Source organism: Streptomyces sp. NPDC056296, from assembly GCF_042268605.1.
Lineage (GTDB): Bacteria > Actinomycetota > Actinomycetes > Streptomycetales > Streptomycetaceae > Streptomyces.
The window spans coordinates 1-19,642 of the sequence record NZ_JBHJRX010000066.1 but is presented as its reverse complement, the minus strand read 5'-3'; the positions used below and the strand labels follow the sequence as shown (position 1 = coordinate 19,642).

Here is a 19,642-nt window from a genome sequence, read left to right as displayed (position 1 = left end):
AAGCGTATGGACCTGCTCATCGTGGGCGGCGGACCCGCGGGCCTCGCCACGGCCCTGCACGCGGCCCGGACAGGACTCGACGTGACCGTCTGGGAACAACGCGCCGGTACCGTCGACAAAGCGTGCGGCGAGGGCCTGATGCCCGGCGCAGTCACCGCCCTGGCAGCCCTCGGCGTGCACCCGCCGGGGCACGACCTGCGAGGCATCCGCTACGTCGCGGGGCCCCGCCGGGCCGACGCCGACTTCCGGGCCGGCCCGGGCCGCGGAGTGCGCCGCACCGTGCTCCACGCGGCGCTGCGCGACGCCGTACTGACCGCGGGCGTACGGGTCGAACGGCGCACAGCGCGTCACGTCGAGCAGACCCAGGACGGCGTGGTGGTCGACGGCACCCGTGCCGGCTACCTCGTGGCGGCCGACGGCCTGCACTCGCCGATCCGCCGGGCCCTGCTCCTGCACCGGCCGCAACGGGCCCACCGGCGGCACGGGCTGCGGCGCCACTACGCGCTCGCGCCCTGGGGCGACCGGGTCGAAGTGCACTGGGCTCGCCACGCGGAGGCCTACGTGACCCCGGTGGCCGGTAACCTCGTAGGCGTTGCCGTACTCACAGCCGACCGCGCACGGTACGACGACCACCTTGCCGCCTTCCCGCAACTGCAGCAGCGGCTGGCCGGAGTTCCCACCGCCGGACCCGTGCGCGGCGCGGGCCCACTGCGCCAGGAAACCATCGCGCGCACCGCCGGCCGGACGCTACTCGTCGGCGATGCGGCCGGCTACGTCGACGCCCTGACCGGCGAGGGCATCGCACTGGCCCTCGCGCAGGCATCTGCAGCGGTGCGGGCCGTCGTCAACGGCGACCTGGCGCACTACGAGCGGCAGTGGAGACGGCTCACCCGCCGCCACCGCTGGCTAACTCACGCACTGCTCGGCGCGACCAGGACGCCCCCGGTCCGCACGGCACTCGTGCCGGCCGCGCAGCGGCTGCCGTGGTTGTTCTCCGCGACCATCGACGTACTGGCAGGCCCCGCGAAGGCGTGACCTGGTGACTCCCCACGCCGATGAAGGCAGCAACACCAACTTCAGCACCGCGAGTATGCGGCCACCCGCAGGCAGGACCTTACGGGTGAGTTCTCCAAGCCAGAGCCTGGAGAACTCACCCGCGGGGCTGAGTGAGTGTTTGAGATCCAGGCCCACACCTCGTCTGACGCTGCGGACTGGGGTAGATCCGAGCGATGGGCAGTGAACGCATGGCCACAAGGACGGCCACATCTCGTCAACACCGCGCTCTCGGCCAGCAAGAAGGGCGAAGTCGGCCGTTCTCTCGTCGTTGAGCTCCGTGGGCAAGGAAACGCGTTCCGGTCCTCGGGCGCTCTGCTGGTACTGGACGTCACATGGGGAGAAAAGTCATGCAGCTTTCTGGCATACGCCGTACAGCCGTCGTGGTCGGCACCAGCATCTTCGGCACGCTGGGACTCCTGTCGGCCGGAGTCTCTCCAGCGCAGGCGGCGGGTGAGAACTGGACGGTGTACTCCACGCATTTCTCGCCCAACGGATACGACCTTCCGCTGCGTCTGGGGCGGCACGACAACACGGCTGGCCACACCACGGGCTTCGGCAAGTACCACATCGATGACCGGGGCCACCGGCTCGGTGTCAGCTGGAGTGACTTCAAGCAGGACATCGACCTGGCCTTGGACGACTCCCGCACCAAGTGCTCCAAGAGCGGTAACACCTGGACGTGCACATCCAACCTTCCCAGCGGCGTGAACAGCACGTGGGGCAACATGAGGGTCGCCTACACCCACGACGACACGGGTACTCCGGACGGGCGCGCGAAGGGCATCATCACCGCCTTCTACCTCAACGACTGTGGCTGCTTCGCGGCCAAGGGTGAGGAAGGCATTCAGGAGGGAGTTCGGGAGTGACTCTGCGGGAACGCTACGCTGACTATCTTGCGGAATTCAGTGAAGATGTCACAAAGCAAATCACGGATCATCTGGTAAACGATGGCTTCGGGAATCTGCAAAAATTTGGATTCACTGAGGATGAGCAGGGGGTGTGGGCGGAGGTTGAGATCAGTCTCACCGGCGAAGTAGTCGGACGTTGGGGTTCTGACCTCTACACGCGCCGAAACCTGGTCATCTGGCGCAACGACGGTCCGGTCGACGACGCCCCGTTCGGTGCGTCCCTCTTGGGCGTAGCGGTGATGGAGGATTTGGCTACCTGCGGCCGACGTCCCTGATCCAGAAGCCGAAGGGTGAGCCACTGATGCTGCACTCGGGCGAAGGGGGAAGTCAGCGGCCGGGCCGACCGGGCTCAGGGCTTCTTCGTCCAAGTCGTGCGAGGGCCTCTACGAGTGAGTCTGCGGGTCATCAGCGTGATGAGTTCCCAGGTCAGGTGGGCTTCTGAATGCTGTGGGAGGCGTTCGTAGTCTCGGACGTTGCGCCTGGATTTCATGATCCAGCCCAGCGTCCGTTCGACTTTCCAGCGTCGTGGCAGGACAACGAAGCCCTTCGCGCTGCGGGGGCGGGAGACGGTTTTGAGCGTCATGTGTAGGAAGTCGTCGGACCAGGTGGTGAGCTGGCCGGCGTAGGCGGAGTCCGCCCAGACCTGGGTGATCTGGGGCTGCATGACGCGCAGGCGCCAGAGGAGTTCGCGGGCCGCGTCGCGGTCGGTGGTGTTGGCGGGTGTCACCGTGATCATCACTGGGAGCCCGAGGGTGTCGACCGCGATGTGTCTCTTGCGTCCGTTGATTTTTTTCCCGGCGTCGAAGCCGCGGGTGGCCTTGGAGACGGTCTCGGCTCCCTTGACGGACTGGGAGTCGACGATCAGCGTCACTGGCCAGGGGCATCGCCCCTGGCCAGTGCGGATCTGGCGGCGGAGCTGGTCGCGCAGGAAGGCGACGACACCGGCCTGGTGCCAGCGGGCGAAGTGGTAGTAGACCGTCTGCCAGGGCGGATAGCCGGCGGGCAGAGCCCGCCATTTCACGCCGTCGCGGACCCGGTCGGCGGCCGGCAGGCTCGCCGCGGTCTCGGGCCTGCTGAACAGACTGGCCGTGACCTTCACGGCGACCTCGTCGTCACGGGTCAGATCGCGGACGGCCCGCACCTTCTCCTCGACAGTCACTGGCCGGTCGACCTGCTGACCGACCAGGCGTTTCGCCCCGTCCGTGGTCCATTGCCGTTTTCCTGAGCGGGAGTTGAAAGGGGCGTCCTCGATGGCCACCCACCGTTCGGCCTCGTCAGGGATCGATGCCAGGATCTTGTGGACGGTGCTCGCTGTGGCCTCCGTTCGCAGCCTGGTGCTGCCTACGCTGGCCGTGTGTATGACGTGAACGAGCAGGCCGTGCGGGCTGTGTGTGAGGGAGAGCTGCGGCTGCTCGGCAGGCCAGGGTGCGCGTCGGCGCAGACGGAGGCGGGCTGCTGGATGCCGAGTTCGCCGAGGTCGACAGACCTACCGGTCGCGTGGCAGTGAGGGGCAGGCGCTGAGGAGTTCGTTGTGGCGCCGTGGGCCGGCCGGCTGGGCGCCGCTACTTCCACCAGGGCACCTTGGCCGACGACCGCTGACGCCCGCGTCGCGTGTGGACAGCAACGTGCCCGGCCGCAGCCCCTCGAACGGTCCTGCACAGCTTGTCAAAGGCTGTCGGTGGGGACTCGGTCGCGCAGGGCTGTCAGGCCACGCCGGATGTGGCTCTTGACCGTCCCCAGCGGTGTGCCGGTACGGGCGGCGATCTGCTGATGCGTGAGGTCGTGCAGGAACGCGAGGGTGAGCATCTGCTGTTGCGATCGGGCAAGTTGCCGCAGGGCATCGCGCACCAAGATCGCTTCCAGTGCGCTGTCGGCCATCGGGGGCGGCGGCGCACTGGGCTGCTGCGCCACAGTGTTCATGTTGCGCTGGCGCCGCTGGTGCTGGGTGTAGAGGTCGTGGACGCGGTGGCGCGCAATACCGTGCAGCCAGGCGACGAACGTGCCCTGCCCGGGGTCGAAGGCGGCCCGGGCGCGCCAGGCGGACAGGAACGTCGCCTGGACGACGTCCGCGGCATCCTCCGGATCACGCAGCGCCCGCAGAGCGTAGCGGTGGATTACAGGCCCGTACGCGCGGTACGCGTCGGTCAGCGCCTGCGGGTCTCCCGCCCGCAGCTGCCGCGTCCAGTCCTCGTCTTCGTACTGGGCACAAGAGGCGTTGGACGGCTGGGTGGAGAGCATCGAACGGCCTCCGGGGATGCCGACGGGTGAGAGAGTGTGGTCAGCAGAGCGAGATGGGACGGTGGCCGGCCACCGCTCACGCGTTGATCGCCTGCCCGGCTCGCTGTGGGTTCAGACCTGGCCGCGCCAGGCGCCGGTCTCCTGGCCACCGCGGTTTTCGATGAACTGCTTGAACCGTGTGAGGTCGCCGAGTGACTGGCGCTTGATGAAGCCGAGCTTGTCGCCGATGGTCTCGGCGATGCCTTCCGGGTCGTAGTCCAGCTGCAGCGTGACCGTGGTCCGGTGGTCGTCGAGACGGTGGAAGGTGACGACGCCGGCCTGCTTGGCGTCGCCCTTCACGGTGGTCCAGGCGACACGCTCGTCGGGGACCTGCTCGGTGATCTCCGCGTCGAACTCCCGCTCGATCCCCGCGATCTTCGTCTTCCAGTGGGTCAGGGTGGCGGTGCGCTGCTCGATGCGCTCGACACCCTCCATGAACTGGGGGAAGTCCTCGAACTGGGTCCACTGGTTGTAGGCGGTGTGGATGTCGACGTTGACCTCGATGAACTCTTCGACATGCGACACGGGCGGGCCTCGTTTCCTGACGGGGGACTGCAGGGACGCACTGCGGGAGTGCCTGGTAGCGCTCCGTTCATGCATTGCTGTCTGCCCTGTGCCTCCGCGTGCCGGTGCCGCCCGATGCAGAAGCCGCTCGAACAGACCACACAGGGTTCCAGAGGCAGTGATGCCTGGCCCGGGCGGCCCCTCAGTCACCGAGGCGGGACTCGACAGGTGTCGCGGCGCAAACGATTGACCCCCGCCCCGGACGGGGAGGGTGCAGACGGCCGCCGGACGGACTGGCGGCGTGGGGAGGGACGAGGATGCCGGACAAGAGCGTGTGGGGCGACTACGCGGAGAGCAGGGCGGACAGGGCGTCCGAGCGTGAAGGTGAGGACAAGCAGACCGACGCGATCGGGGAGGGCCTGGCAGCCGTTGCGTACGCGCTGCTGGATGTCGCCGCGGCGATCAGGGAGCACACCGAAGCCCGCCAGTAGCAGGGAAGCGGCCCGGCGGCAGCAGCGGCTGGAAAACAGGGCGCACCGCCGGGCCCCTCCCGTCTTGGACGCCACCGTCTTACGCCACCATGAAGCGGTGGCTATTCTGCAACCATGTCTGTCACCACGATGACTCTGCGCGTTCCTGACGATCTGGCCCCCGCTATCCGGGCCGCCGCGTCCGAGGCCGGCCTGAGCGTGAACGCCTATGTCGTGCGCGCGGCCCGCCGCGCGGCCACCCTCGACGCCGCGCAGCGGCTCGCCGCGCTCGGTCTCGGCGACGACCTGGCGGGCGAGGGCGACAGCCTGTGAAGCGTGGTGAGATCTGGTCGCTCCCCGACGGCCGCAATGTCCTGGTCATCAGCTTGACCGGCCTGGAGGAGGCCTACGGCGCCGTCCTCGCGATCGTGCTGCACGACAGCGGCAGGTTCCCCGACACCGCCATGTCCGTGGTGATCGGCGACCCGCTCCCGTGCACCGCCGTCGCCGTCAACATCGTCCAGTTCAGGGCCGGCCGCTTCGACGGCGCCACACTCCTCGGCCTGGTCGACCCCGCCACCATGGCCCGCGTCGATCAGGCCCTGCGCGCCGTCCAGGACCTGTAGCCACCGCAGCAGCCACGGCGCGATGGTCCGCTGCTCGGGACGAGCCTGCGCCGGGCGCGGTCGCATGCGGATCACCGTGTGCGACGCTGGGCAAAGCGGCCTCGGTTCTTGAGGGGCGTGGGGAGGAGGACGGCATGGACTGGCGGGGGTTCGCGCAGCGGATGGCGTCGCTGGCGCGGGATCTGCTGGCGCAGGAATCCGTGGATGCCACGCTGGAACGGATCACCTCGGCGGCCACCGAGCTGGTGGAGGGCTGTGACGAGTCCGGGATCCTCATCCTGAACGGCGGCACGGTGCGCTCTCTCGCCCCGACCGGGCAGCTGGTCGTCGAGAGCGACCATCTGCAGGAGCGGCTGGGGGAGGGGCCGTGTTTCGATGCCGCCCGCACCACGACCGGCGAGCGGACCTATCGGATCGCGGACTTCACTCAGACACAGCCACGCTGGCCTGCCTATGCCCCCCAGGCTCATGAGCTGGGCGTGGGCAGCATGATGGGTTTCCTGCTCTACACCGAAGACGAGGAACTCGGCGCCCTGGACCTGTACTCCCGCAAGCCCGGCGCCTTCACCGAGAACAGCGAGACGGCCGGCTGGATGCTGGCCTCGCATGCCGCCGTCGCCCTGGCCGGCGCCCGCACCCACGCACAGATGGACCAGGCCATCGCCACCCGCCACACCATCGGCGAGGCGATGGGCATCCTCATGAGCAGCCGCCGCCTCACCGAGAATCAGGCCTTCGACGTGCTCCGCCGCTACTCTCAGGACCACAACATCAAACTCCGCGAGGTCGCCCGCCGGGTGTGCGAGACGGGCCATGTGTGAAAAGGCCAGGGGGCGGCTCCCCCGGCCCGTTGTCTGGAACGAGGGAGCCTGAGCGGGGACGGCCCCCAGGGGAAACGCTGCCGACCCCACCTACGGCAAGAGTCCCCCGCGGCGCTGCGCTAATGTCCGCATGACGGCTCCGATCTCCAAGCAGGCACCAAGCGGTCCCGCGCATTGACGTCGGTGGTTGACGGCATCGTGACCATGCCGCGTGGTGGCCGTTCCTCGGGTGACAGGCGTGTGCCCTTGCTCTGCGGCCCTCGGTTCCCTCCCGGCGTTGGGCTGGGGCTGCTCCTCCGGTGCTCGCCGTGTCATGGCAGGTACCGCCTGACCCTCACCCTCGTGGGCCAGGGGCTACCGAGAGCGCTCGACCGGGGCGTCAGAAGCTGCTCTCGAAGTCCGAGGTGCCAAAAGCGCTGAGAGTCAGGCCGGTGCCGACTATGCAGCCGTCGACCACGTCCGGCCGGTACTGGACCTGCCGGGAGCTCCATCCGCCGCGCCGGCGCCGGTGCCCCCGGACCGGCAGGCTTCCGGCGGGTGGGGTGGTTCTGCAGCGCCCCGGCCGACGGCCCATGCGCTACCAGTTCCCCCGCCCAACCAGGTGGATACAGCGAGGAACCTCCCTTCTGGGAAAAGCCCTCCCACTACCAAGGCTGCGCGCCTCCCCAGGTGGAGGTGCTCTTGGCCTGGCATCCCGAGAGCCGCTCGGATAGCCAGAGCGGAGTAGCGTATTGCCGTCGTGCCCGGCACCGCGGGCGGCCGGGTTCCGGGCGTGACGGCAGTCACCTGTCCAGCATGCTGCGTACAGCATCGGCCGGATTCACGCCCAGCACGTGGGCGACGACGAGCACGCCCAGAACAAGCGCGGATTCGGCTCAGGCGGTGCGGGTCTCGTCTTCGGAGACTTTCACTCAACGTGACCACCTTTACTCCTTGAGCAACATCTGAGCAGGAATTGTGGCCTCCATCACAGACTGTCGCCGCACGTTCTTGATCACATGGGCAATGACCAACCGGACACAACACCTTCCGCCGAAACGGGGGTTGAGGGTGTCTCGAACGTGCCCGGACGCAGGTTCCGAAACGGAGAAACCGTGCAGAACACCAACCGTCGCACTGTCGCAAGAGCCATAGCCGTCCTGGGGGCCATCGCCATTGTGGCGGGAACGGGCGGCACCAGCGCCACTGCCGACGAGCGTGCCACCACCCGGAGCGGCCAGACCGCCACCCCGGCTGCGTACATCAGCTACCTGGCATCCTCTTCGGAGGAGGGCGCGGCTCAGACCCTGGGCGACTTCAAGGGCCTGTCCGCCGCCGAACAGGAGAAATACCTCGACTACCTCAACAACCCTGATGTGTTCAAGGCGCTCATGCAGGACGCGCCCGAGCCGACGCCGGACACGGCGGCACGCGTTCAGTCCGCCGTGGCCGAGGACACCACCACCTCCCTGTTCGGCGGGGACGTGGTCGTCGAGTCCGAGCACGAGTCGACGTTCACGCCTGACACCAAGCCCGGGACTGCCGCCGGCGCTCAGGCTGCCAAGCGCAAGCTGTCAGGGGGACCTGGGAGTCGACGTACAGCCACACTCAGAAGATCTTCGGCGTCACGGTGACCAAGCTGTCGGTGTGGGTGAACTACTACACGAACGGCAACAAGATCACCAAGGTCAACTTCGCTGACGGCGGCAAGCGGAACTACAACGGCGCCGTAACCATCTCCAAGGGCGTACCGAAGCACTGGAAGGACGGCTCCTACGCCAACGGATCCGTCGTGTGGGAGGGCAACATCGTCTTCAAGGGCTTCGGTGTCAGCATCGACAAGCGCGAGAAGGTGTGGGCCAACGAATACGGTTACCGCGGTGGGTACCTGAAGAACATTTGACCTGTAAGGGGATCACATGACCTGGAACGGTAGGACGATGGTCATCACTCTGACCGTCGTTCTCGCTGCTCTCCTGGCCCTGGCGATTGCCGGATTCGCGTTCTTCGCTGCCAGCGGGGGCGAATCGAGCGGCAGTGACCGGAAGATCGACGGGGCGGCCCTGGCCGCTCCTGCCTGGAGGTAGCAAGGTGAGGCTGTCTGGTGCGCCAACTCGTCAGAAAGTATCGATCGGCATTCTTGCCGTGCTGATCGTTCTCATCGTGAACGGCATGGTGAACAACATCACCTGGTGACCTGTGTCCATGGGGCCCCGGCGACCACGCGGGGTCCCATGGACTCTGTCGTCCCCTTCGGCCCAGTGAGGAACTTGCCAGGTCGTGCGACGCGGGGTCAGTCCGGTGTGGTGTCAGCGCATGCCCCAAGACCAGTCACCGCTGACCCGGGCGGCGGAAAGAGTGGCGCGGCGCCGTCGGCGCCAGAGTCCGGCAGTCGGCCCTGGCCGCTCAGGCGGCGGTACTTCTTGGCCTCGTGTGTACGGCCGACAGCCCTTACGCTGCCTGGTCCCAGTGATCCGGGAGAGTGTCCTCGTCGGGCGGGCGCTGCGAGGCCTTCTCGCAGGCGCGCAGGACGGTCCAGGCCAGGGTGGACAGGCAGGTGAGGTACCAGGGCAGTGGCCAGACGGCAGGCCACCACGCTGCTTGGGGCGCGAGGAGGAGTTCGGTGGCGGTGGTGGTCATGCCGACGGCGAGGCTCCAGCACAGCAGGCGCCCGGCCCACTGGACGGCGCGGGTGAGCCGGTGCGCGGCGGGGGAGTGGCGGCGGGTGGAGCTGGAGCAGGGCATGCGTCTGCCCAGTGCGTTCATCGGGGAGCGTCCTTCACAGCAGGGGTGGTTGCCGCGGGTTGGGGGACCACGCATGCGGGACGGGGCAAGTGTGCATTTCGTGAAGGCCTTCACCCAGGCACCACTCGCGTTCGCCACCCCCTCTGAGACAACTTTTCCGTCCAGCACGCTCTGGCCGTGACCAGCCAGAACGATTCGGTATCTCTCGCTTCATGGCAGGCCGGAAGGTCTGAACCTGGCCGAAAGGGTGCGGTCGCTCGCCTCATGCGCTGAGACCAACACCTCATTCGAATGATCTCAGTCAAGATGTCTGCCGAAATCGGTGACTGCATCACCAACTACGCTCGCTCAACGCAGCTATTGTGCTGAAAGGCTCCTATTTGAGCCGGTGAACCGGTGGGGCTGATTCCGGCTCGCATGGATATGACGTTCGAGGGGACGCCTCGCCGGTTTGTGTGCTTCTTGTGACAGGTTGTGTGCCGCTGGTGACCGCTGGGGTTGCTGGGTCTGACTTCCTGTGGGGGGAAGCTGATGCACTCGCGTGCTGCGCGCACGCCCATGTGGCGTGCACGGAGAACACACAGAACCGCTCTCGTCTCGGCGATCACCACGGCCGCCGTGGTGATCGCTGCCGCCCCTGGCCTGGCGGCCGGCCCGAAGCCGGCGCTCCCGGAGCCGGAGAGCCCCTGGACGAAACCGACGAAGGTCGAGGCTCCCGCGACGCCGGCCGGCTCGATCAAGGCACCGGAGTCGGAGGCGGAGGCCAGACCGCCGGCCGAGGTCGCGGCCTGGCGGGCGGCGCAGAAGGCCCGCGCCACGGGCGAGGAGCCTGCCAAGAGTTCCACATCCCGCTCGGCGGCTGCTGCGGACGCCGCGGCGGCCGACTACCTGCCCGAGGGGCAGGGCGAGGTGCCCTGGCACCAGATCCTCGACACCCGCCTAAACGACGCCCTGGTCGCGCGGGTGAACGTCTCCAACGGCAACCTGATGCTCGCGGCCACGGACTTCGACATCGCGGGTGTCGGGCAGAAGCTCCAGCTCACCCGTACCTACAATTCCCTCGAGGCTCCGTGGGGGAAGGTGTCGCAGCGCTGGTGGCAGGGATACGAGCGCTACCTGCAGGTGGGCGACGGCGAGGTGGACGTCTTCGACGCCACCGGCAACCTGCTGCGCTTCACCGCCAAAGCCGACGGTACGTACACCACCCCGGTCGGCTACTCGAAGGACCTGAAGAAGAACGCGGACGGCACCTACACCCTCACCGACCGCAAGTCCGGCACCAAGGACACCTACAACGAGCACGGCACCCTCACCAAGGTGACGGACAAGAACGACGGCACGATCACCGTCGACCAGCACGACGAAGGCAGCGAGCACAAGGGCTTCAAGCTCACCGAGACCCGCTCCGGCCGATGGGTCGACCTGGTCAAGACGGACGCGAGCCAGTGGCAGGCCAAGGACCACACCGGCCGCACCGCCGTCCTCGACCTCGACGCGGCGGGCAACCTCGCGAAGGTCACCGACACCGCAGGCAAGGCCACCGCCTACGAGTACGACTCCTCCCGCCGGGTGACGAAGGTGACCACCCCCGAGGGCACCATCACCCTGTTCACCTACGACAGCCACAACCGCGTCACCTCCATGCAACGCGCCACCGAGTCCTCGTCGAGCGGTCACACGGGCCCGACCTGGCGCTACGACTACAGCGCGGCCACCCCGGCGGACGCGGGCACGACAACGGTCACCGACCCCGACGGCGACGCCACCAAGTACGTCCACAACGCCGACGGTGAGGTCACCAAGGTCACCGACCCGCTCGGCCACTCCCGCCACGCCACCTACAAGAACCACCTGACCCAGACCGCCGTCGACGCGATGGGTACCGGTACGGACGGCACCGGCGGCAACACCACCACCTACGGCTGGGACGACCGCAACAACGCCGTCTCCCAGAAGCTGCCGATGGGCGCCACCGCCCAGGTCTCGCAGTACCAGACCATCGCGGGCACCGACCTGCCCAGCGACCTGACCGGCGCCAACGGCCGCAAGGACTCCTTCAAGTACGACGCCAACGGCAACACCATGTCGGTGACCACCTCGGGCACCGCCGGCGCCACGCGTGAGTACACCTACAACAAGGACACTCCGACCTGCGGCGGTTTCGAGGGCCAGCGTTGCACCGCCGAGGACGGCAACGGCAAGGTCACCTCCTTCACCTACGACGACCACGGCAACCTGACCAAGGTGAAACCGCCGGCGCCCCTGGGCGAGACGACCTACACCTACGACGCGCTGGGCCGGGTGGAGACGGTCAAGGACGGCCGCGGCATCACCACCGTCTACGGCTACGACTCCCGTGACCGTGTCCGTGAGGTCTCCTCCACGAACTCCACGGTCACCTACGCCTACGACGGTGACGGCAACGTGAAGTCCCGCACCGACGCGTCGGGCACCACCAAGTGGGACTACGACGAGCTCAACCGCGAGAGCGTGCGCACCCTGCAGAACGGCGCCCAGACGGCGCTCGCCTACACCCCGGGCGGGGACGTCGACTTCTACACCGACCCGACCGGAAAGACGGACTACACCTGGGACAAGGCCGGCCGCCTCGACTACCTGACGGCGCCGGACGGCAAGAAGACCGACTTCGACTACAACATCAACGGCAAGCGCACCAAGACCGTCTATCCCGGCGGCACCACTCAGGCCGTCACCATCGACGACAACGGCCGCCCGGAGAAGATCAAGACCACCTCCGGCACCCAGGCCTTCATCGATCTGACCTACAGCTACAAGAACACCGCGGGCAAGGACACCACCAAGATCCGCACCCGCACCGACAACCTCACCAACTACACCACCACCTACACCTACGACTCCCAGGACCGCCTCCGCTATGCCCTGGAGGCCGACTCCGCGGGGGCGCGAAAGGCGTCGTGGCTGTACTGCTGGGACAAAGCCGGCAACCTCACCTCCCGGGACGGCAGCAAGAACACCTGCCCCGGCGGCACCACGTACACCTACAACGACGCGAGCGAGCTGACCGGGAAGAACGGCTCCACCGCGGGCTGGTCCTACGACAAGCTCGGCAACGAGACCGCCGCCGCAGGCAACACCCCGCGCACCGGTGAGACCTGGACCGACTACAGCCAGCTGTCCGGCATCACGGCCAGCGGCAAGAGCTACGACCTGGTCCACGCCGGCACCAGCAACAATGAGCGCACCAAGCTCGGCTCCACGTGGTTCCACCACACCGCGCTCGGCCTGGCGTCCACGACCACGAACGGCGTCGACACGGGATTCATCCGCGAGCCTTCGGGCACGCTGAACTCCATGACGACTGGGGGGAAGTCCTACTACTACCTCACCGACGCCACCGGCAACGTCCTCGGCCTCGTCGACGACGCGGGCAAGCGCACGCATACGTACGCGTACGGCCCCACCGGCCTGCCGCGTACGACACCGACGGAGGCCGTCCCCCAGCCGTACCGCTACGCGGGCGCGTACGCCGACACGACCGGCCTGTACAAGATGGGGCACCGCTACTACGACCCCACCCTCGGCCGCTTCACCCAGCCCGACCCCAGCGGCCAGGAAACCAACCCCTACCTCTACGCCGCCGGCGACCCCATCAACAACACCGACCCCACCGGCCTGGACAACAGCCCGCTCGAGTACGTGAACTTCGCTCTCGGCGCGGTCGGCGCAGCCGCTGGCATCGTCGGCCTGGTAGCTACTTCACCAGTAGTCGTAGGCGCGGCTGCCGGTGTCGGAGCGGCCATAGGGATCGCGCTGGTCGTTGAGGGTGCCGCCTGCCTGTTCTCGGAGAACTGCTGATCATGCAAATCCTGGCCTACGCGCTACTGGTCGGCTCGTCCGCCGCGATGGTCCTCTTCTTGCTCCTTGCGATTCGCAGCACCCGCGGAAGCGACGAGTGGAAGAAGTACCGAGCAGCTACCGTCACCGCCATCGTGCTGATGATGGGCAGTCTGACCTTCAGCCTGCTGGTGTAACTGCGAATCCTCTGGACCTCGCCGATCACCTGGCCACAGGCACGCTCCAACGCCGCCTGTGGCACCGCCTGATCATCCCGCGCGAGGCCCGAGACCAGTGGCACGCCCGGTTCTCGGAGCTCCCTACCAGCCAGGACGGAGCGCCCTCGCAGAGGAGGTCTTCTGCACCGGAACCGGCGCCACCGACTCGGGATCTTGACCACGGCCCCGGCCACCCCGCAGAGGGGAGGCCGGGGCCGTTGCTGCTAGCGGTACGGGCCGTGGGATCGGGCCTACGACCTGCTCCGACGCTGGCAACGCGACGCCACGTGGACAATGATCGTCACCCAGTTGCAGGCGGAGGCTGACGCGAAGGGCTTGATCACTTGGGTCGTAAGCGTCGACTCCACCGTGTGTCGGGCTCACCAGAACGCCGCAGGTGCGCCGGAAAGGGGGATCTGCAGAAGGATCCGCCCGGTGGCGTTGTTGTGGAGCCTGCGGACCACGGGCTTGGGCGCTCAGCCAGGAGCACAGGGTGCGGGTGGTTGCGATCGCGGAGACGTTGACGCTCGTGCGATCGAGTCCTCGTAGACGAGATGCACGTGTCGCTGTGGTGGGACAGCGGTGTCCTCCCGGGGAACGCGCCGGCGCCGGTGGCGAGGAGCCCTGCTCTCAGGGATGCAGTTGGCCAGGGGCGGCACGGCTCGTCTCGGCCTGCCGCACGAACGTGGCGGCGGGGGCGTCTGAAGAAACGTGCCCTTCGGGGATGTGGTTGTCAGAGGGGGCGTGTAAAGTCCGGCGACGCACGGCGGAGGCCGTGCCGGGTTGGATTAATGCACGTGTGAATCCCCGACAAATCGGCTCATAAAACACGGTCGTCAGTGCGGAGCGTCACCCATACGTGGGTGTGACTTGCGTCACGCCCACATCAGGAAAAAGTGGGAACTACCAGCGCTGTTTCCGTCCCAGGCCCCCGAATGCGCGCTGATCAACATGTGACTACCTGTCGCATCAGGGCGGCAAGGCAAGGCATAGTGGGGACATCGCCACCCCCGAGTGTGACAGGCATCATAAAAGCTGAGTTTCACTTGCGTACGCGGCGATAACCGCATTCGGACATAAGGAAAGCCCCACCCGACGCCGGCCAAGCATCCCGGTGAGGCCTTCCCAGCACGCCCGTGTGCAGTGCGGCCGACCTATAGGTCGGTCAGAGCCCCGGTCCTCAGACCGGGGCTTTCCGCGTTACCAGGGCCAGTTCCGCGCGACCTCGTAAGCCACGTGGATCAGAAGCCCCAGCCATCGGGAGGCCCGCTTGGGCGGCTCCCGCCTGCTGCAACAACGGCAGTGCCCCTCCGACTCGTCGTGCTCAGTCATCGGGACCCATCACCCCATTCCTCTGGAGACTGCGGATTTCGCAGCTCCGCGGAGGCCACATCTTTCGTGGACCCCGCGCGGGGTGGTCCACGCGTACGCATGAGCCCTGGGGTTACGAGGTGCTGGCACTTTACCTGAGCGCTACGGATCCCGTTTCCCGTCAAACGCGGCACTACCAAACGTCGATTGACACTCCGTGCCATACCGAGCAGTCGCATAGGCGAACTTCCCAAACCTCAAACGGTGCTCAAGTCCCGGAACAGCAGAACCTTCTGACAGCCCGACGGGTACGCCGTGCCAGTTCCCCCACCCAGCGTGCGGAAGCTCACATGCGAAGCACACTGCAAGGGTGAGCGTGCGCCCCCTGCACCCCGCCGTGCCCCTGAACCCCGTGCCACCCCCCACCAGGCCGCGCCATCCGCGCAGTTGCCGACGGCCAACGTCGGCTTCGACGGAGCGGCCCCCTACTCTTGCGCCCGGCTATACCGTGGTGAGACACGCCAGTCACGCGCCCTGGAGCCCTCGATGAGCGAACAGCCGGCCCCCGCCGACACGGCCCGACAGCAGCTGGAACCCGCGGCCGCCGACGCAGTCCGCGCCTACGCGGCCAAGACCCGCGAGAACGCCGACCAGCTCGCCGTCGTCCTCGAAGACATCGCCACCAACGGCCTGCCCCCGGTGGACAACTGCACGCCGTGGGAGGAACTCCGCGAGACCCACCTCGCCCGGCTCACCCGCCAGCGCCCGGCCGTCGCCTGATGACCCGACAGCACGGCCCACGCCGCGCCCGGATCGCCTTCTCCGACGCCGCCGCCAAGCAACTGGAGACCATCACCAGCGAGGCGGAACTCCACGCCCTGGACCGCGCCCTGGTCGTCGTCTCCGTCGACCCCGACATCGGCGAGACACTGCCCGGCGACTCCTCCAGCCCCCACCTGCGCCAGTACACCGACGAGGTAGAACGCGTACGCGTCCTGTACTGGTTCACGGCCCTGCGCACCGTGGTCGTCGTCGCGTACGTCGAGGTCTGACGCGCCGCCACATCTTGGGGAGCAGTCCGGGCCCCGGCGGCTGCAGCCATCCCCCGGCACCGCTGGCCAGACGCCGGTCCGCGCGGACGGCGCAGCGCCTGACGCACGCATCTGCTTGTCGGGTTTTGTTATGGCTGATCCGGCTCCTGCCGCATTGTCAGTGCCTGGTCGTACCGTCGATGCAACGACCTGCGACGGTGAAGGCGGTGTGTGTTGGCAAATGTCGTCTGGCACAAGAACTTCCGGATTCTCCTCGACCTGACCCGGGACGACTTGGACCATCCGGAGTTCCCCGGGCTGTGGGACTTGATCTACACGGCGGACCGCTTCTACGGGCGCCGGGGCGTGCCGGTCAGCCAGCGGGACCTGCAGTGCGGGGGAGTGTGCCGCGACCTGGGAGTCGAGGCGCCCATGCATCTGCGGATGCGCGGCGGCCGACGCGAGGCCGTCCACGAACGCCGCGAGGACGAAGAGCGCCACAGCGTCCCGATGAGCGACGAGCACAAGGCCTACCAGGAACGCATCCTGCGCGCCGCGCACGAAGGCGGCTTCGGCGGCGACAGTGAGGTCCGCACCCGCGTGGGCCGTACCTGGATCCAGACCGACACCCTCGTCGAAGGAGCCGACGGCCGCCGCATCGGTTGGGAAGTCCAGCTCTCCACCATCGACGAGCGCGGCCTGCGCGGCGTCCGCGCCCGCGCCGGCAAGGCCGCCAAGAACGGCATCACCCCGGCCTGGCACACCGACCGCGCCGCCTACGCCCAGCGCAACGACACCCACTGGACCCGCAGCGACCGCCTCCCCGCCCACGTCATCGCCCGCAACGGCGACCTGCGCATCGTCTCCGGCTTCCGCGCCCTCGACTTCTGGCACTGCGACACCAGCGCCCTCTACCCCTGCCCCCACGGCATCCGGCGCTGCGGCAAGGCCCACGCCACGCCCAAGCCCCGCGACGTCTTCTTCGACGACATGGTCCGCCAGACCGCCGCCGGCACCATCGTGCCGATCCACTTCCGCGCCGGGAAGACGGTGCACCGCTACTGGGTGACCAGCGCCGACCGCGACCGCCTGGACGACCTCAACAGCGACGACACCCGCCTGCCGCTTGAGCGCGAGGCAACTCCCGCGAGCGGTGCCAGCCGTAACCGACCCACCTGCCAGCCGGCCGCCGCACCGCCCACCGCGCAGGACCCGCCCGCTCTGGCCGGCCTTCCGCTGGCCCGTCCCCTCTTGGCCGCACTGCCGTTGCAGGCTGCCGCACCGCCGACCGAGACCGCGCCCTCAGCCCCCGGACAGTGCGAAGACCACATCCCGCAGGTGGCCGACAGCACGACGGGACTGCCCACCGAACTGGTCACGCTGCAACAGGCCGCCGACGCCGCCCACCGGAAGCTCCAGCAGCTCGACGACTCCCACGAGCGGGACCTTCAGCGCCAGGTGTGGCGCGAGGCCGCGGAAGCCGCGCAGGCCGCGGTGACGCAGTACGCCCGCACCAAGCGTCTCAACCGGTACGAGGTCGAAGCGCGCCTGCGCCAGCTTGTACGGAACCCCATGCAGTAGAGCCGCCCTCTGCTCGCATGCAGTGTCGTCTGCATGGCCGACTACCGTTGGCTCCTGCGGCTGGTGGGGCCTCGAACGGCTGACGAAGCTGCAAGGGTAAGCAACCTGGCCGCCCACACCCGTAGCCCGTACCGGTGGACCGTGTGAGTAGTTAGCTGCTGTCCCGTCAGCAAGTGCCTCTATTCTGTGAGTTGTTTCGTCATAGGTGCCTGTTCAGGCCGTGGCGGAGTGCGGGTCTTCACACCTGGGAGGCTGAGCGGACGTGGGGGTACCTTTCCGGCAGGAACCGGGTGAGCAGTCGATTCCGGCGTGGGGGCGAAAGCTGACGGTGCCGTGCTCGCACTGCACCGTGGCGACGCACCGTCACCGCAGCATGGACTTCGACGGTGTGAACGTCTACCGGCCCCAGGCCGGTCCTGACCCGGCCCGCGTCCTCGAGAGTGGGGAGCCCGAGGTGGAGCAGGCGTGGATCGCTCTGGTGCCCGGTGACTACCCGGCCAGGCTTTTCGCTGACACCGAGGTCTACCATCTCGTCGGTGGGATCGCGTGGCCCGGTCCGCATCACCGTGACTACGGCAGTGCCAAGGTCGCGCACGACGCCTGCTGTCCCGGACTGCACCGCAGCCGGCCCGACACCAGCCGCGGTGCTGGCGAACTGTGGCGGGCGATGCGGCTGCGTCTGGCCCGCAGCGTCTGAAGAGCCCGAAGCATGCATGGAGAGACCAGGCCGGTGCGCTGGCCCGGCCCCTCCCGGAGGAGGCACCCGTGAATCACGCCCAGCTCGTGGCCCTGGGCCGGTCTCTGCGCGTCGCGGGGGAACACGGACAGCATCTCGATGACGCCGACACCGTCTTCAACGTGGAAGAGATCCGGCAGGACCTCGAGCGGTCGCTGGCCCTGATGAACGATGCGATCAGCACGCCCAAGCCGACCACGCGCTGCCCTGAGCACCCCGCGGGCCCTGTCGATCCGGACGCCTTCGACGGGTGCCTGCTGTGTGAGACCCGCCGGCGGGCCGGCCTGCGTACTCCCAGGCCACGCTCAGGAGACGCCCCCACATCAGCGTCCGGGGGTGAGGAGGCGCCCTTGAGGGTGCAGAGCCAGTACGGTATCCGCTCCGATCAGCCCGAGCCGAGGAAACGTTGGATCCCGGAGATGTGGAACGGGCAGGCCTGGCAGATGTGCGGGACACCCCGCCAGAGCGAGCAGGAAGCCCAGCACTACCTCGAAGGGCTACTGCACAGCCCGGACGCGGCCTCCGCCTACCGCCTGGTGTACGCCTACACCGACCACCAGGTGCTCCGCGTCTGGGGGCGGCCGCTCGCCTCCCCGCCTCCGTCGGCCGCCCTGTGACCTCCACCGATCCCCGCCAGGCGCCCGACGACGCCTTGGCCCGGATCGCCCTGGCCCACGCCCGCGAAGACGCACGCCGCCGCCCCGGGGCCAGCACTGCGGCCAGGACCAGGACCGCGTACAGCCGTCCCGGTCGGGGGCCTGCGGTTCCTGTCGGCGACGTCGTGCTCGGACTGTTCTCCCAGGCCGGGCTGTCCAGCCTGAAGTGGGCGACCCTCCTCATGCGCTGGTCCACCGTGGCGGACGTGATTGCCCAGCACGTCTCCCCGGCCAGTTTCGACGCCTCGTCCCTGACTCTGACCCTGCACTGCGATTCGAAAGCATGGCTCACTCAGTGCAGGCTCATCGAGGAGCCCCTCCTGAAGCGTCTCAACGAGGAACTCGAAGACCTGGACTTCCGCGTACACCGTCTGCGGTTCGTGAAGTCCACCCCCTCTGCGCCCCGCATCCCACCACCCGGGGCCAAACCCGAGCCGTGCCGTCCCCTGGCGTTTGCGCCCCCACCGAGTGACCCCATGGTCGAAGCGGCCTGGAAGCTGCAGGGGCAGCGGCTTCCCCGCGAACCTCCCCACCCCGAACCGCTCGAACCGCGTAGACCGTAGACCCCGGGGGTAGGCCGGCCGATACAGCAGCGACTCACTCCGCCGGGGCCTCGTACCTCCGTGGCCGCGAAGGCCAATCGTCCAGCGGAGCTGGATATCCTGCTGCGATGCCCCGCAGACGAGCGCGGGACACGGGGAGGGGAACCCATGGCTGATGACGCCGACACGGCCCTGCACCATCCGCACGACCTGCCGGCGGAGAAGGCCGTCCTGAAGGCGATGCTGCGCTCAAAGGACGCAATCGCCGAGGGGCCTTGACCCCTGATGTTGGACACACGAGACACTGGATCCTGAGGATCTGAGGACGGACATCTCGTGGTCATGAAGAACTATCCGCCGGAGTT

22 protein-coding genes are annotated in these 19,642 nt (G+C 68.0%); 18 read left to right on the top strand and 4 right to left on the bottom strand.

The genetic code is table 11. The annotated features are described in order from the left end of the window. The first annotated feature begins 6 nt into the window (after positions 1-6). The 3 genes from ACFCZF_RS34795 to ACFCZF_RS34785 all read left to right on the top strand — a co-directional run bounded on the left by ACFCZF_RS34795 (position 7) and on the right by ACFCZF_RS34785 (position 2,239). Positions 7-1,035, top strand: a complete 1,029-nt coding sequence (locus ACFCZF_RS34795; RefSeq protein WP_376675036.1) for an NAD(P)/FAD-dependent oxidoreductase — start codon at positions 7-9, stop codon at positions 1,033-1,035. A gap of 368 nt (positions 1,036-1,403) precedes the next feature. After that, positions 1,404-1,922, top strand: coding sequence for a hypothetical protein (locus ACFCZF_RS34790; RefSeq protein ID WP_376675035.1), 519 nt, complete (start codon positions 1,404-1,406; stop codon positions 1,920-1,922). Further along, the gene (locus ACFCZF_RS34785; RefSeq protein WP_376675034.1) at positions 1,919-2,239 is read left to right on the top strand and encodes a hypothetical protein; all 321 of its coding nucleotides are present in this window, start codon (positions 1,919-1,921) and stop codon (positions 2,237-2,239) included. Before ACFCZF_RS34790 ends, ACFCZF_RS34785 begins: the two co-directional genes overlap by 4 nt. Positions 2,240-2,313: 74 nt before the next feature. Here ACFCZF_RS34785 and ACFCZF_RS34780 read toward each other — a convergent pair whose 3' ends face one another. From ACFCZF_RS34780 to ACFCZF_RS34770, 3 genes are all read right to left on the bottom strand, one after another. Beyond that, positions 2,314-3,294: an IS5 family transposase gene (locus ACFCZF_RS34780; RefSeq protein WP_376675056.1), complete on the bottom strand. Its 981-nt coding sequence runs from the start codon at positions 3,292-3,294 to the stop codon at positions 2,314-2,316. A 335-nt stretch (positions 3,295-3,629) separates the two neighbouring features. Further along, positions 3,630-4,202: an RNA polymerase sigma factor gene (locus ACFCZF_RS34775; protein WP_376675033.1), complete on the bottom strand. Its 573-nt coding sequence runs from the start codon at positions 4,200-4,202 to the stop codon at positions 3,630-3,632. A gap of 111 nt (positions 4,203-4,313) precedes the next feature. Continuing rightward, positions 4,314-4,766, bottom strand: coding sequence for an SRPBCC family protein (locus tag ACFCZF_RS34770; RefSeq protein ID WP_376675032.1), 453 nt, complete (start codon positions 4,764-4,766; stop codon positions 4,314-4,316). Between the two features lie 296 nt (positions 4,767-5,062). On the opposite strand from ACFCZF_RS34770, the gene ACFCZF_RS34765 reads away from it, so the two are divergent. The 7 genes from ACFCZF_RS34765 (at position 5,063) to ACFCZF_RS34735 (ending at position 8,728) form a co-directional block, all read left to right on the top strand. Further along, complete coding sequence (locus tag ACFCZF_RS34765) at positions 5,063-5,236, top strand: hypothetical protein (RefSeq protein WP_376675031.1); 174 nt, start codon at positions 5,063-5,065, stop codon at positions 5,234-5,236. Between the two features lie 114 nt (positions 5,237-5,350). Next, positions 5,351-5,548, top strand: coding sequence for a toxin-antitoxin system HicB family antitoxin (locus tag ACFCZF_RS34760; protein WP_376675030.1), 198 nt, complete (start codon positions 5,351-5,353; stop codon positions 5,546-5,548). Then, positions 5,545-5,841, top strand: coding sequence for a hypothetical protein (locus tag ACFCZF_RS34755; RefSeq protein ID WP_376675029.1), 297 nt, complete (start codon positions 5,545-5,547; stop codon positions 5,839-5,841). The genes ACFCZF_RS34760 and ACFCZF_RS34755 overlap by 4 nt, the downstream gene beginning before the upstream one ends. 134 nt (positions 5,842-5,975) lie before the next feature. Further along, the gene (locus tag ACFCZF_RS34750; protein WP_376675028.1) at positions 5,976-6,662 is read left to right on the top strand and encodes a GAF and ANTAR domain-containing protein; all 687 of its coding nucleotides are present in this window, start codon (positions 5,976-5,978) and stop codon (positions 6,660-6,662) included. A 1,094-nt stretch (positions 6,663-7,756) separates the two neighbouring features. Further along, entirely contained in the window at positions 7,757-8,275 is a 519-nt protein-coding gene (locus ACFCZF_RS34745; protein WP_376675027.1) for a hypothetical protein, read from the top strand. Continuing rightward, positions 8,272-8,544, top strand: coding sequence for a hypothetical protein (locus ACFCZF_RS34740; RefSeq protein WP_376675026.1), 273 nt, complete (start codon positions 8,272-8,274; stop codon positions 8,542-8,544). The genes ACFCZF_RS34745 and ACFCZF_RS34740 overlap by 4 nt, the downstream gene beginning before the upstream one ends. A gap of 16 nt (positions 8,545-8,560) precedes the next feature. Then, a complete protein-coding gene (locus ACFCZF_RS34735; protein ID WP_376675025.1) occupies positions 8,561-8,728 on the top strand; it encodes a hypothetical protein in 168 nt (55 codons plus the stop codon). Between the two features lie 364 nt (positions 8,729-9,092). Here the strand turns inward: ACFCZF_RS34735 and ACFCZF_RS34730 are convergent, their stop codons facing one another. Beyond that, positions 9,093-9,407 (bottom strand): hypothetical protein, encoded by a 315-nt coding sequence (locus tag ACFCZF_RS34730; protein ID WP_376675024.1) that lies wholly within the window; start codon positions 9,405-9,407, stop codon positions 9,093-9,095. Positions 9,408-9,944: 537 nt separating this feature from the next. Here ACFCZF_RS34730 and ACFCZF_RS34725 point away from each other — a divergent pair. The 8 genes from ACFCZF_RS34725 to ACFCZF_RS34690 all read left to right on the top strand — a co-directional run bounded on the left by ACFCZF_RS34725 (position 9,945) and on the right by ACFCZF_RS34690 (position 19,298). After that, the gene (locus tag ACFCZF_RS34725) at positions 9,945-13,223 is read left to right on the top strand and encodes an RHS repeat-associated core domain-containing protein (protein WP_376675055.1); all 3,279 of its coding nucleotides are present in this window, start codon (positions 9,945-9,947) and stop codon (positions 13,221-13,223) included. Between the two features lie 2 nt (positions 13,224-13,225). After that, a complete protein-coding gene (locus tag ACFCZF_RS34720; RefSeq protein WP_376675023.1) occupies positions 13,226-13,399 on the top strand; it encodes a hypothetical protein in 174 nt (57 codons plus the stop codon). Positions 13,400-15,277: 1,878 nt separating this feature from the next. Further along, on the top strand, positions 15,278-15,511 hold the full coding sequence (locus ACFCZF_RS34715; protein ID WP_376675022.1) for a hypothetical protein: 234 nt from the start codon (positions 15,278-15,280) through the stop codon (positions 15,509-15,511). Next, positions 15,511-15,783 carry a hypothetical protein gene (locus ACFCZF_RS34710; RefSeq protein ID WP_376675021.1) on the top strand — a complete coding sequence of 91 codons (273 nt, stop codon included), beginning with the start codon at positions 15,511-15,513 and terminating at the stop codon, positions 15,781-15,783. The genes ACFCZF_RS34715 and ACFCZF_RS34710 overlap by 1 nt, the downstream gene beginning before the upstream one ends. A gap of 213 nt (positions 15,784-15,996) precedes the next feature. Beyond that, the gene (locus ACFCZF_RS34705; RefSeq protein WP_376675020.1) at positions 15,997-17,343 is read left to right on the top strand and encodes a hypothetical protein; all 1,347 of its coding nucleotides are present in this window, start codon (positions 15,997-15,999) and stop codon (positions 17,341-17,343) included. Between the two features lie 373 nt (positions 17,344-17,716). Beyond that, a complete protein-coding gene (locus tag ACFCZF_RS34700; protein WP_376675019.1) occupies positions 17,717-18,040 on the top strand; it encodes a DUF6083 domain-containing protein in 324 nt (107 codons plus the stop codon). 68 nt (positions 18,041-18,108) lie between these two features. After that, positions 18,109-18,696 carry a hypothetical protein gene (locus ACFCZF_RS34695; protein WP_376675018.1) on the top strand — a complete coding sequence of 196 codons (588 nt, stop codon included), beginning with the start codon at positions 18,109-18,111 and terminating at the stop codon, positions 18,694-18,696. After that, positions 18,693-19,298: a DciA family protein gene (locus tag ACFCZF_RS34690; RefSeq protein ID WP_376675017.1), complete on the top strand. Its 606-nt coding sequence runs from the start codon at positions 18,693-18,695 to the stop codon at positions 19,296-19,298. The genes ACFCZF_RS34695 and ACFCZF_RS34690 overlap by 4 nt, the downstream gene beginning before the upstream one ends. Positions 19,299-19,642: the final 344 nt, after the last annotated feature.

Excerpts from the sequence above, each read along its gene's own strand:
- ACFCZF_RS34700 (WP_376675019.1), top strand. The coding sequence starts at position 17,717 with ATGGACTTCGACGGTGTGAACGTCTACCGGCCCCAGGCCGGTCCTGAC.
- ACFCZF_RS34710 (WP_376675021.1), top strand. The coding sequence starts at position 15,511 with ATGACCCGACAGCACGGCCCACGCCGCGCCCGGATCGCCTTCTCCGAC.
- ACFCZF_RS34790 (WP_376675035.1), top strand. The coding sequence starts at position 1,404 with ATGCAGCTTTCTGGCATACGCCGTACAGCCGTCGTGGTCGGCACCAGC.
- ACFCZF_RS34775 (WP_376675033.1), bottom strand. The coding sequence starts at position 4,202 with ATGCTCTCCACCCAGCCGTCCAACGCCTCTTGTGCCCAGTACGAAGAC.
- ACFCZF_RS34720 (WP_376675023.1), top strand. The coding sequence starts at position 13,226 with ATGCAAATCCTGGCCTACGCGCTACTGGTCGGCTCGTCCGCCGCGATG.
- ACFCZF_RS34735 (WP_376675025.1), top strand. The coding sequence starts at position 8,561 with ATGACCTGGAACGGTAGGACGATGGTCATCACTCTGACCGTCGTTCTC.
- ACFCZF_RS34715 (WP_376675022.1), top strand. The coding sequence starts at position 15,278 with ATGAGCGAACAGCCGGCCCCCGCCGACACGGCCCGACAGCAGCTGGAA.
- ACFCZF_RS34750 (WP_376675028.1), top strand. The coding sequence starts at position 5,976 with ATGGACTGGCGGGGGTTCGCGCAGCGGATGGCGTCGCTGGCGCGGGAT.
- ACFCZF_RS34795 (WP_376675036.1), top strand. The coding sequence starts at position 7 with ATGGACCTGCTCATCGTGGGCGGCGGACCCGCGGGCCTCGCCACGGCC.
- ACFCZF_RS34730 (WP_376675024.1), bottom strand. The coding sequence starts at position 9,407 with ATGAACGCACTGGGCAGACGCATGCCCTGCTCCAGCTCCACCCGCCGC.
- ACFCZF_RS34760 (WP_376675030.1), top strand. The coding sequence starts at position 5,351 with ATGTCTGTCACCACGATGACTCTGCGCGTTCCTGACGATCTGGCCCCC.
- ACFCZF_RS34725 (WP_376675055.1), top strand. The coding sequence starts at position 9,945 with ATGTGGCGTGCACGGAGAACACACAGAACCGCTCTCGTCTCGGCGATC.
- ACFCZF_RS34765 (WP_376675031.1), top strand. The coding sequence starts at position 5,063 with ATGCCGGACAAGAGCGTGTGGGGCGACTACGCGGAGAGCAGGGCGGAC.